Below are 12,143 nucleotides of genomic sequence, written 5' to 3'. Positions count from 1 at the left end.
CAGATGCCGGTTGATCACTGGCATGAACTGATCGGTGATCCGACACTGGCAGATGCGATTCTGGACCGGTTGATTCATAACGCCCACCGCGCCCCTCTGAGGGTGAGTCACTGCGCAAGAAACAGGCAAAACTGGCGAAGTCCGAACCTAAGTCCTAAGCTGCAAACCGATGCGTCGCTGCGCTCCGATGGGGGGTGGCCGAATGCTCCGGAATGCGCATGAATTGGATCAGAATTGCATGAATGCCACGGAGCTGTTGTCTACCTACAAGTCACAACAACAGGTTGAGGGCGGCTTTCGATTCCTGAAAAGCCTGGACTTTCTGGTCTCTTCACTCTATCTGAAAAAAGCTGAGCGCATTGAAGCCCTGTTAATGGTGATGACACTGTGCCTGATGGTCTATGCTGCTATCCAGCACAAAATAAGGCAGGAGCTGAAAAAACAGAGCCGAGTATTTCCAAACCAGAAAAAGAAGCCCTGCCAGAACCCAACGGCGAGATGGGTGTTTTTCTGTTTCCAGGGAATAAATGTCTTAACGGTCAATAATCAGGAGGAACATGTGGTCGGTTTGAAGGAAAGACAATGGACGATCATTCAAATTTTGGGCATTTTTTACGAGTCGTTATATTCCTGATAGGGGTGGTGAAAGGCAGTCACACTCCTTTATCGTTTCATTACCACAGGATAAGGAAAACCTGAAAGCCTATTGAGCCTGCCCTGCCTGAAACGTGACTCCCCCCACCTGCCCGTACAGGAACGTCTAACCTGTCTGAATTTACTTGGGAACATTGCGTTCATGTGTCGTGATGCAGGCCCTACGGATGTGCAAGCCGTGGCAGCCTTGCTGACGCTGCCCTGCCTGAAAGAACGTTGGGCGGGCAACGACGAGACGGTTAAGAACAATCTTGTCGACCTTTATCGACTCTTTAAAATGAACTTATTCCTTTTTTTCTGGTCTGGTGTGATGCTCTGGATGATTCTTCCAGGAACCTGAAGATTGACGTCAATCACACTACAGGGTAAACAGATATGGTTCCCACATCGATTTCTGGCGTGCAAAATGCATTTGCGAAACTTGATGATCAGCTAGATTTGCCCAAGAATCAGGCTACTAAGGCTGAGTTAGTGGCAATTGCCAGAAAAAATCTTAAAGCCCTTGAAAAGGCTAATGAGATGCAAGCATCATCGTCAGATGCACCATCCACTTTAGAGTCTTCCAACCCCGATGGGCCGGTAACTCCCATTCAGCATTGGTTCTGGGATTTGACTGTCGAGCATCATAAAACCAGCTCCATGGCCAAAATTTCCCAGGCTATCCAGGAAGGCAAAGAAATTCTGGAGCAAAATCCAGCCCTGTCCATCAATGATTGTCTGTGGTGGCCAGAATGGAAATATGTAACGGGTTTAATGTCTGTCATAGCAAACGGTGGCGGTGAGGTTGCCATTGATTTAATCACTGAAATGGGTGCTGATCCTTTTATTGAGGACTGTAACCGGAAAAATTTGCTGCACCTGTTGATTGCCAAAGGACATAAAAAAGCTTCAACACGTGGACATCAAAAACAATACCCAGTGTTCACAAAAATAATACAATCAGAAAGTTTACCGGTCAGCAGGCATATAAACTCACAGGATAAATACGGTCTGACACCATTGCATTATGCTTGCGCCAGGCGAGATCAGGCCTATATCCAACCCCTTATAGAGAGGGGAAGCGACCCTGCCATCAAAGATATCAATGACAATAATTGTCTGGACGTATTACTGATGAGCGAGCAGAGTAGACTCAATCTTATTTCCCTGGCAGTAGCCATTGAAGCTCAGTCGTTAAGCCATAGCAAGGTCTTGGCTGACTATAGATTGGACGGAAGTCAAAACTACTTTTTTCGGGATAAACCTATAGCTGATGTATTTGAGTCCCCCGCTACGTTGTTTAATCACTTAACCTTCAATTTAAAGGCGTTTATCAGTTGTCTGGAGCAACCATCTGATGACTGCATGAGCTATCTGGTCGATTTGCTGCTCTCTGCCATGGCCACTCCCGAGGCTGTTACAGAGGGAAGAGGCAATAAGGGTGTTGCTGAGACAGCAAAAAAACATGGAGTCCTTACTGGTATCACAGCTGAAGGTGATGGCAAAAAACTAGTAGTTATAGACGACTTTTGATCTTTATCCTGAGTTAATGATCAGTAACTTTTACAACAGCCTCTAATATCTCTGCCGATTTGAGCTAAGGCTGTTAAGTAGTTAACCTCTCTTGATATAACGAGATTTATGCAACTCACTCACCCAAATAAAACAATTTTTTCTTTTTATTTTTTAGGACATCATTTAAATGGCATTTAAATTATCAAAACCAACTCACCTGGCCGTCGCTGCTATTGCGGTTATGGTTAGCGCATGCTCCCTTATCCCGGAAAAACAAACGGGCCCCGCCTTCGACCCGGATAAAACTTACCAGTTAACGGTACTGCACACTAATGACCATCATGGTCGGTTCTGGCATGACAGGAAAGATCAGTTCGGGATGGCAGCCCGAATGACTTTGATTGAGGAGATTCGCAAAGAAGTATCTGAAGAAGGTGGACATGTACTGCTACTGTCCGGGGGTGACATTAATACAGGTGCACCCGAGTCAGACCTGCAGGACGCTGTACCTGACTTCAAAGGCATGAATATGCTTGGGTACGATGCAATGGCTGTTGGCAACCATGAATTTGATAACCCGCGAGATATATTGATGATGCAGGAAGAACTGGCAGAATTTCCATTCCTGTCAGCCAATATTATCGATCAGAAAAGTGGGGAGCCATTGTTTGCGCCTTACACCGTGTTCAATCTTGATGGTCTTCGTGTCGCGGTTATGGGTTTAACCACAGACGATACCCCTAAAACGTCTAATCCTGAGAATGTGCTAGGTCTGACATTTGCAAGCCCGATTGAGGCAGCGCGTGAATTACTGCCCAAACTGGAAGAGAAGGCCGATGTGATCATTGCTTCAACGCACATGGGTCACTACCCCAATGGCAATCATGGTGTTAAGGCTCCCGGTGATGTAACACTTGCTCGTACCGTAAACGGCATCGACCTGATTGTTGGCGGTCACTCCCAGGATCCATTATTTGAGCCTGACTTGCAAAATGACACCTGGATCGTACAGGCCCATGAGTGGGGCAAATACGTTGGGCGCGCAGATTTCGTTTATCAACAGGGTGATCTCGAACTTATTGATTACCAGCTGATCCCTGTTAACCACAAGGAAAGTGAAACCAGAATTCCTTATCATGAAGCAATGATGAGGCTTCTTTCTCCTTATCAGGAGGCGGGTGCAAAACTGGTTGATGTTAAAATTGGCAATGTCGACCAACGCTTAATGGGCGAACATAAAGAAGTGCGGTTCCAGCCAACCAATCTGGGCACGTTACTGACCCGGGCTTTTATGGACAAAACCGGTGCTGACTTTTCGGTAACCAATGGAGGCGGGATTCGTGCCAGCATCAATGCCGGAGAGATTACTTATAAAGATGCTCTGATCGTATTTCCATTCGGCTACACACTGACTACTGTTGAGATGTCTGGTCAGCAGGTTCTCGATTACCTTAAGGTTGTTGGTCAAATGCCCGCTAATAGCGGTGCATTTGCTCACTTCTCTGGTGTTGAGATGGTGATCACCGCATCGGGAATTGAACATGTTCGTATTGGCGGGAAACCACTGGATAGGAATAAAACTTATAAGATGGCAACTCTGAGTTTCTCTGCAAGGGGAGGTGATAAGTATCCTGATGTGAGTTCCTATCCGGGCTTTGTAGATACAGGCTTTCTGGACGCAGAAGTGATTCGCGAGTACATCGAAAAAAACTCACCCATTAGCGTTGCCGATTATGAACCAAAAGGTGTCGAGCGACAGATATTGAAATTATACGGCAGCGATTAAGGCGACGCTGCTGACGTCTAAATAAAGTGAACGCGGTGAAAAAGGACTAGCGCACACTTGCACTTATTCAGGATGCATCAACGCAAGCAGCGCTTTGACAAAAGCCTTCCTCTTGATCTCGTAATCATTAACATGGTGAGTTGTTGTTAGCCAGTCGTTAACTCTCTGCTCAAAAGCAGCAAGACAAACATGGCCATGCAATTTGGCTTGAAGATTCGCACTAAGCCCATAAAGGCGTTGTTGCTCTTGTTGAAGCTGGTCGGTCCGGCAGTCAGGACTTCCGGGGTTTTGTTCAGAGTGCAGAGCGATAAACTGCCTGGCTTTATTCAGGGTAAGCAGGGTGCGCATCAGCAGGCCGTAGATACGCTCATCAGGGCTTTGCGGAAAATTAAAAAGAATGGTTCGCGGCAGGTGAAATACCGCCCCTTGTTGCAATTGCCCTGTCAGCGCATCAAGGTTCTCGGCGAGGTGTTCCAGCGTATCGTTCAGTAGCCTGGTTTCTTCAGCAAACGACAAATACCATACCGGCCTCTCAACGCCGGGAACATGAACAGCCAATCGTTCTGCATTGTCATGGATGACTCTGGCATCAACACTGACCTGAATCCCCATTGCCCTGGTACCCAAATCACCGTATTCAAGCTCAATATTATAAGCGTTTGGTAGTTTAATCGCCGGACATCCCGGTATTAGCCTGATGGTGATGTTTTTGGGGATTTCAAAGTCCCTGTCGGTATTCAGTGACTGCAGCGTATCAAAGAGTGCTCTGGCAGACGCTTCTGTCGTGCAGATAATGTCAATGTCATTAAATACTGGGCAGAGGTTCTGTAAAAAACGGGAGTATGAACCGGTAATCAGAATGGCTGGATCGTTATTGGCACCATTGATTTCCTGAATAATCTCCAGGGTTTTCAGTGTTAGTGCATTTAATTGCGGAATCTGATGGTTCGGAGTCTCCGGCCCGCTTGTTGCTATCCATTCATTTGGCAAGTACTTCCGGGTTTGAACAGCACCAGCGGCAATGGCAACAGAAGTCTCTTGTTGTACGACAAAATTTTTATATCCGTCAGAATTATCACTACCCGAGGTAACGGCACTTACCCGTTTAACCAGTAAAGAATCCGTTATATTGGCTGCGGAGCTGCATTGTTCAAACCAGCAGCCTAACGCATGGCGCAGCCTGCTTCCCTCGGGAAAACTCTGAAGGCATTCCTGAACCTGCTCCCTATGGATTTGCCGTCCATTAACAGGCTGTCTTGCGATATGACACTGCGCCAGAAAGAAGAAATGCAGGCGTGAATTCTGATATGAGCATCTCAGTGCGGTAATTGATTGCAATACCTGTTCTGCGGTTACTCTCAGATGATCAATGGTCAATTCATACTGCATCGCCATGAATTGCAATGTACATTTCAGTCGGAGTTGCTCATCGTCCCGGACCGATACGTTGCTTAAGATTTGCCAGGCCTTTTGCAGTACATTCTGAGCTTCATTGGCGTCATCGTACCGCTGAGGAGGTTTCAGGCTTTGCATCAAATACCTGGCTTGCCTTGAAGAATAATCCCCGGGAACGTCATTAAATGCTTCTAATACTTTCTGATCATCCAGACAGTTTTGATCCAACGCTTTTGCATTCAATGCCAGCTGAGCATAAAAAATAGCTCTCTCGAGCAACCAGCCACCACGCTCATAATCCTTGACCACCGCCCCCGGTGTGACCTGCTGGCCATTCAATAACAGCCCCCTCAGGCAACATTCCGCCTGGAAACGTGCTATCCCCAGTCCACCTTCCGGGCTATCCGGGAAATCCCTGACCACTGAATCCGGTGTGACCAGCTGACCATTCAATATCAGGCCCCACAGGCAACATTGTTCCTTAAAGCGTGCCAGCTCCAGTGGTGCGTTGGCTATCTGGTAGCCCTCAACCACTTCATCCGCTGTAACCTGCCGACCATTCAATGTCAGCCTCCTGAGGCAACACTCCGCTTTGAAGCGTGCCTCTTCCAGTGTTGCTTTGATTGCCTGATAATTCTTAACCACGACATCCGTTGTCACTTGCTGGCCATTCAACAACAGCCCCTTCAGGCAACATTGTTCCTGAAAACGCGCTAGCGACAGTGTCGCCTTTAATGCCTGATAGCCCCTAACCACCTCATCCGGCGTGAACTGCCGACCATTCAACAACAGTCCCCTCAGGCAACATTGTTCCTGAAAGCGCACCAACTCCAGTTTTGCGTTGGCTGCCTGATAATCCTTAACCACCGCATTTGGTGAAATCTGCCGACCATTCAACATCAGGCCCTTCAGGCAGCATTGTTCCTTAAAACGCGCTATCCCCAGTTTGCCTTCCGGGCTACCCGGAAAATCCTTAACCACTTCACCCGGTGTAACCTGATAGCCATATAACGGCAGACACTTCAGGCAACATTCGGCCTTGAAGCGTGCTATTGCTAATTTGTACTTATTCTTTCGGTCCGGCTGCCGGTTGAATGCCTGAATGACCTGATCCGGGGTAACTTTTCTATTGCCATGTAAAACGTTCTGTAAACAGAGCTTTTGCAGGAAGAACCCGCTTCTGAGAGACGTTTTCTCATTTTCATAGGTAGCAAGCACTACAGCCGTGGTTATCTGACGCCCTTCTAATGTTTTTTTTTGCCAAAAGGCATCCTCAGTACATTTGCCAATATCTGAGGGGATAGCTGTGGCTCTATAAGACGGATGACTTGCAACACTTTTGCAGTTACAGGTGCTTTTTGAACAATCAGGAACCCCGCCTGAACTGGCTTGTTGACCAAACCGACCAGCAGAATGTGGAGATGAGTAGGTTGATGCTGTTGCTTTCAGAATAAAACCCGGCGCACTTTAACCATAAATACCACTGTCAGACCTGAAAATAATGGTTAGGTTCCTGTGTGGAGTGTTCGGGGGAGGAGCAGTCGGTGATCATATTTACCTGGTCATATTCAGGATGCATCATCGCCAGCAGTGCTTTGATAAAGCCCTTCCTCTTGATCTGGTAATCATTATGCATGGTCGATAGACAGCCATTTACCCGTTGCTCAAAATCATGACGGCAAACATGGCCATTCAATTTCGTTTGAAGCTTCGCAGTCAGTGTATGCAGGCGTTGTTGTTGTTCTTGCAGCTGGTCAGTCCGAAAGTCTGATCTTCCGGTTTGTTGCTCAGAGTACAGAGCGATAAATTGCCTGGCTTTATTCAGAGTAAGCAAGGAGCGCATCAGCAAGCCATAAATACGTTCCCCGGTGTTCACAGGGTTGTTAAAAAGAAGCGTTCGGGGTAAGTCAAATACCGCCCCTTGTTGCAATTGCTCTGTCAACGGGTCGAGGTTCTCAGCGAGGTGTTCCAGCGTATCGTTCATAAGCCTGGTTTCTTCAGCAAACGACAAATACCATACCGGCCTCTCAACGCCGGGAACGCGAACGGCAGATGGCTCTGCATTCTCATGGATGACTCTGTCATCAACACTGACCTGAAACTCCATTGCTTTAGCACCCAAATCACCGTCTATAAGATGAATGTTGTAGGCTTTTGGCAGTTTAATCGCCTGACATCCCGGGATTGATGTGATGCTGATGTTTGTTGGCATTTCTGAATCCCTGTCGGTGTTCAGTGCCTGCAGCTTGTCAAAAAGCGCTCTGGCGACCTCTTCTGTCGTGCAGATAATATCAATATCATTAAATACCGGGCAGAGGTTCTGTAAAAAACGTGAGTATGAACCGGTAATCAGAATGGTTGGAGCGGTATTGGCACCATTGATTTCCTGAATAACCTCCAGTGTTTTCAGCGTTAGCGCATTTAACTGTGGAACTCCCCGGACACTCGTTGCGCCTGTTCGTGGCCATTGTTTCAGGGGTTGATACCCTCTGACGATCATTGCCCAGGTAGCAGACACAGGTTTTGTTTCATCCCGGTATTCCCTGGCCTGATAAGGGAATAGTTCCTCCCTGTCAGGATTGGCAACGGATACCTCTACCGATGTTGCTCTTCGGCCAAAGCTCTCTGTATCGGGTATCACTTCGGAGAGGAAATCCGATTTGAACAGCAACTCATCCATGATATTGGATGCCGGGCTGCATTGTTCAAACCAGCAGTTTAAAGCGTGGCGGAGCTTGCTGGCTTCAGGAAAACTCTGAAGACACGCCATAACCTGATCTTTATGGATCTGTCGTTTATTAACAGACTGGCTGTTGATACAGCAGTATGCCAGGAAAAAGAAATGCAGGCGTGAATTCTGAAATGAACGCCTCAGTATTTTGATGGAATGCAATACCTGCTCTGCGGACACCCGCTTATGATCAATTCGCAACTCATGATGCATAGCCATGAATTTCAATATGCATTGCAGCCGGTGTTGTTCATCACCTTTGACCGATACGTTGTCCAAGATTCGCCAGGCCGCTTGCAGCAAATCCTGAACTTCTTTGGTTTCATCGTACCGCCAGGATTGTCTCAGCCTTTGAATCAGATACCTGACCTGCTTTGAAGAATGATCCCCCGGAGCTTGATGAAACGCGTCCAATACTTCCTTGTTATCCAGATAGCGGCCATTCAATACCCTGTCACTCAATGCCAGCTGAGCATAGAAAATTGCACTTTCAAGCAGCCATCCACCCCGCGCATAATCCTTAACCACCTCATCCGGTGCCACCTGCCGACCATTCAACGTCAGGCCCCTCAGGCAACATTCTGCTTTAAAGCGTGCCAGCTCCCGTGTTGCCCTGAGTGCCTGAAAGTCCCTGACCACTGCCTCTGGTGTCACCTGTCGGCCATTCAATGGGAGCCCTCTCAGACAACATTCCGCCTTTAAGCGTGCCTGCTCCAGTGTTGCGTTGGCTGCCTGATAATCCCTGACCACCATATCCGGTGTTACCTGCTGGCCATTCAACATCAGCCCATTCATACAACATTGCTCTTTAAAGCGCGCCAGCGCCAGTGTCGCTTTGGCTGCCTGAAAATCCCTGACCACCTCATCCGGTGTCACCTGCTGGCCGTTCAGTGGCACACCTCTCAGGCAACATTCCGCTTTAAAGCGCGCCAGCCCCAGTGTTGATTTGGCTGCCTGAAAATCCTTAAAAACGGCCTCCGGTGTCACCTGCCGGTCATTCAACGCCAGCCCCAGCAGGCAACATTGCTGCTTAAAGCGTGCCAACTCCAGTTTTGCGTTGGCTGCCTGAAAGTCCTTAACCACCGCCTCCGCTGTGACCAGTTGGCCATTCAATTTCACTCCCTTCAGGCAACAATGTTCCTTAAAACGCCCCAGCGCCTTTGTTGCCCCGGCTGCCTGAAAATCTTTAACCACCGCCTCCGTTGTGACTTGCTGGCCATTCAACATCACCTTCTTCAGGTAACAGTGTTCCTTAAAGTGAGCCAGGGACAGTCTGCCCTTCGGGCTATCCGGGAAATCCTTAACCACGACATCCGGTGTGAACTGCCGGTCGTTCAACGCCAGGCCACTCAGGCAACATTTTTCCTTGAAGTGCGCCAGTGCCATTCTGCCCTCCGGGCTATCCGGGAAATCCTTAACCACTGCCTCCGGTGTGAGCCGTTGGTCGTTCATTGACAGCCCCTTCAGGCAACATTCCGCTTTGAAGCACGCTATCGCTAAATTGCTCTTATTGTGATCTGGTTTCAGGTTAAACGCCCGGACAACCTGATCCGGGGTGATGTTTCTATTGTTATGGAGAATGTTCCTTAAGCAGAGTTTTTGCAGGAAGAAGCCGCTTCTAAGAGACGTTCTATCATTGCCGTAGGCTGTAATCACACAAGCCGTGGTGATTTGACGCCCATGCAACATTTTTTGTTGCCAAAAGGCATCTTCAATACGTCTGCTATCGTCCAGATTCTTGGCTGTACCACCAGAGGACTGATGATTAGAGACTCTTTTACCATTATATGTACTTATATAGTGGTTAGACGTCCCACTTGAACCGGCTTGCAGTTCAACCCGGCCATCAGGCTTTGGACGGGTATAGGTTGATGCCATTGCTTTCAGAATAAAACCCTGCGCAGTTGAACTATAAACACCGCAGTTTGACCTCAAAACGGTTATTAGGTTCACTCGCTTGTGGTTCGTGGGCTTTGCTTTGCCCCCATTCGCCATTGCGGGGCGACCAGTAACCCGAAATCACCTAATAAAGGCACGGCAATAACAGCGTAAAAACGACACCCGCCAGCAAATCCGTATTGGCCAAGCCAAACAGAAGATAGTTAATATCGTTATAGTCAAACTGTATGATCTGGTATCCAGCAAACAGGGCCAGAGCACAGAACCCAAGGTCTACCAATCGGCCAGTCACCATTATCGGGCTGCCTTCTTGTTTATTCCCGGAGTTTTTAATGAGTGGATAATGCAGAAAAATCAGTACCACCACCCAGGTCAGGTGAGCTGGCCTGAAGTACGCTGCATAAATGGTTGAGGTCACGCCCTGCCAGATCTGGAACACTGACAGCAGCACAGCAAGGGCTAACAACAAATAGCCCAAACCTTGCTGTAATACTCCTTCTTAATGATCACTAAAATAATAGACGAAAAATGTAGTTAATAACTTCCATGGGATTAACTAATAGCACAGAAAAAATTTCAATTTGATACTCTGTTTTTTTCAAGGCGGGGTTTTCCACTTCAATTTTCTCATTTGCTTTGAGAAATTTCTTTATCGTTTCATCATTAAAATCCATGTTGTAGTCATTAAATTTATCCAACACTTCTTCTACCATTTGCCGAAGCTCAGCTGAATTAGCACTTTTTAAATCTTCGTGCAAACGTAGTCTTGTTTCTTTGGCACAACTGACTGCTCTTTGATACTTGTCATCCCGGGATTCGGAAGATTCTTCATTACCAAACACATCTAACAATGAAGTTAATAAACTTAAATGGCGTATGAGATACTCTCTCAGAGAGGGTCTGGTCATGGCTTCATCACAAAAATCGCTGGTCAAAACTGTATTTTTCAAGATACTTTGACCAGTATAAAACCACTTCAGAATTGACCTTTCAACTGATTGACCTTCAGGTGTTCGAAAATGATCACATAAAATTTGAGCATTGTTATGTAATTGAGATTCAGGATCAGATTCTGTTTCAGAGCAAAAACATGCGAGTTCAAGCAGAGTATGATGGAGTTGAGTTTTTTCCTGGGTTACATTCCTGAGAACCTCTTTACGCAGAGCTATCCGTTCGTGCATATTAGCTCCATAGTTTAATAAAATCTCGATCATCTTTGCTGCTGCAGGAGTCCTGGAAGATGTTGCCATAAATAATGGTGATTGCTGAATGGGATTAGCCGAATCAATATTATTTGGATCTCCACCATTTGCGAGCAGTTGCTCCAGAATAATGTGGTTTCCATATACAATTGCAAACATAACAGGAGTAAACCAAAGCAGCCCTGGTGGTATTGATTCATTCTCTCCAAAGTTGCCAATGGATCTGAATCCAATCTTATCATCCCCAGCGCAACGAATTTTGAAGTTGGGGTCAGCCTTGTGCTCCAAAAGGATTTTCGTGGTCTCGGCGTAACCCTTTTTTATGGCCATGATCAATCCGGTAATACCATCTTTCCTGGGGTTGTCAGGATCAAACTGTTTGGATTTGGTCATCACCTGAATGACCTTCGTTTGATTTTCCTGCGCAGCAATAGTTAGAGCACTACTCTGAAGGGAAGAAAATGGATTGTTTTCACAGGGATTTGCCTGATGGTCGATTAATGTCTCGACAACTGCTGCATGACCACGCCGGGCAGCATATATCATCGGAGTGTCTTTTTTATCGCTGAACGACAGTGGGCAACTGAACCATTCCTTCCGTGTTTTTTCATCCGTACCCGATAATAGACGAGCAAGCTTCTCGCCATCATCCGAGTTGCACGACTCTTGAAAGCAAGAGGTTAAAGCCTCCGGTGTTATCTGAACTATTGCGTCAGGTTGTGAAAGCACATTGGGCATTTCAAGCCGTGCTTTTTTAGCAGCGGGCTCAGAGTTAACATCGACCCTGGTTATGGTGAAATCAGCTAACGGTACGGTCTCAGGTGCAGGAGGACTGCGATGTTCGCAGGGAATCTGAGGAATGCCCGTTGCAGTCTTATTATCCTTATTATCCGACGGTTTTTCCGGGATAGCTCTGGATTGTGCGGAAGGGACTAATGAATAATTGCAGTTCATTGTTGTTGGACCTCAGTCATTTGTCAGA

Annotated in this window: 7 protein-coding genes and 2 pseudogenes; 5 read left to right on the top strand and 4 right to left on the bottom strand. The window is 47.0% G+C overall.

Going from position 1 to position 12,143, the window contains the following annotated elements; genetic code table 11:
- The 5 genes and pseudogenes from ACO6UY_RS16740 to ushA form a co-directional block, all read left to right on the top strand.
- Positions 1–158: pseudogene (locus tag ACO6UY_RS16740) on the top strand (ATP-binding protein); the annotation flags it as partial.
- Between the two features lie 80 nt (positions 159–238).
- Positions 239–634, top strand: a pseudogene (locus ACO6UY_RS16735) (IS1634 family transposase); the annotation flags it as partial.
- 189 nt (positions 635–823) lie between these two features.
- Positions 824–994 carry a hypothetical protein gene (locus ACO6UY_RS16730; protein WP_422464086.1) on the top strand — a complete coding sequence of 57 codons (171 nt, stop codon included), beginning with the start codon at positions 824–826 and terminating at the stop codon, positions 992–994.
- A 35-nt stretch (positions 995–1,029) separates the two neighbouring features.
- Positions 1,030–2,166: a hypothetical protein gene (locus ACO6UY_RS16725; RefSeq protein ID WP_422464084.1), complete on the top strand. Its 1,137-nt coding sequence runs from the start codon at positions 1,030–1,032 to the stop codon at positions 2,164–2,166.
- Positions 2,167–2,335: 169 nt separating this feature from the next.
- A complete protein-coding gene (gene ushA, locus ACO6UY_RS16720) occupies positions 2,336–3,934 on the top strand; it encodes a bifunctional UDP-sugar hydrolase/5'-nucleotidase UshA (protein WP_422490692.1) in 1,599 nt (532 codons plus the stop codon).
- Between the two features lie 63 nt (positions 3,935–3,997).
- On the opposite strand, the gene ACO6UY_RS16715 is transcribed toward ushA, so the two are convergent.
- From ACO6UY_RS16715 to ACO6UY_RS16700, 4 genes are all read right to left on the bottom strand, one after another.
- The gene (locus ACO6UY_RS16715; RefSeq protein ID WP_422490691.1) at positions 3,998–6,547 is read right to left on the bottom strand and encodes a hypothetical protein; all 2,550 of its coding nucleotides are present in this window, start codon (positions 6,545–6,547) and stop codon (positions 3,998–4,000) included.
- Between the two features lie 268 nt (positions 6,548–6,815).
- Positions 6,816–9,938: a hypothetical protein gene (locus tag ACO6UY_RS16710; protein WP_422446823.1), complete on the bottom strand. Its 3,123-nt coding sequence runs from the start codon at positions 9,936–9,938 to the stop codon at positions 6,816–6,818.
- A gap of 145 nt (positions 9,939–10,083) precedes the next feature.
- Complete coding sequence (locus ACO6UY_RS16705; RefSeq protein WP_422462847.1) at positions 10,084–10,437, bottom strand: hypothetical protein; 354 nt, start codon at positions 10,435–10,437, stop codon at positions 10,084–10,086.
- 31 nt (positions 10,438–10,468) lie between these two features.
- A complete protein-coding gene (locus ACO6UY_RS16700) occupies positions 10,469–12,115 on the bottom strand; it encodes an ankyrin repeat domain-containing protein (RefSeq protein WP_422462845.1) in 1,647 nt (548 codons plus the stop codon).
- Between the last annotated feature and the right edge of the window lie 28 nt (positions 12,116–12,143).

The organism is Endozoicomonas sp. ALE010 (assembly GCF_049310165.1).
In the GTDB taxonomy this organism is placed as follows: domain Bacteria; phylum Pseudomonadota; class Gammaproteobacteria; order Pseudomonadales; family Endozoicomonadaceae; genus Endozoicomonas.
The sequence above is the reverse complement of the archived record's forward strand: the minus strand, read 5'-3'. Positions and strand labels throughout refer to the sequence as shown.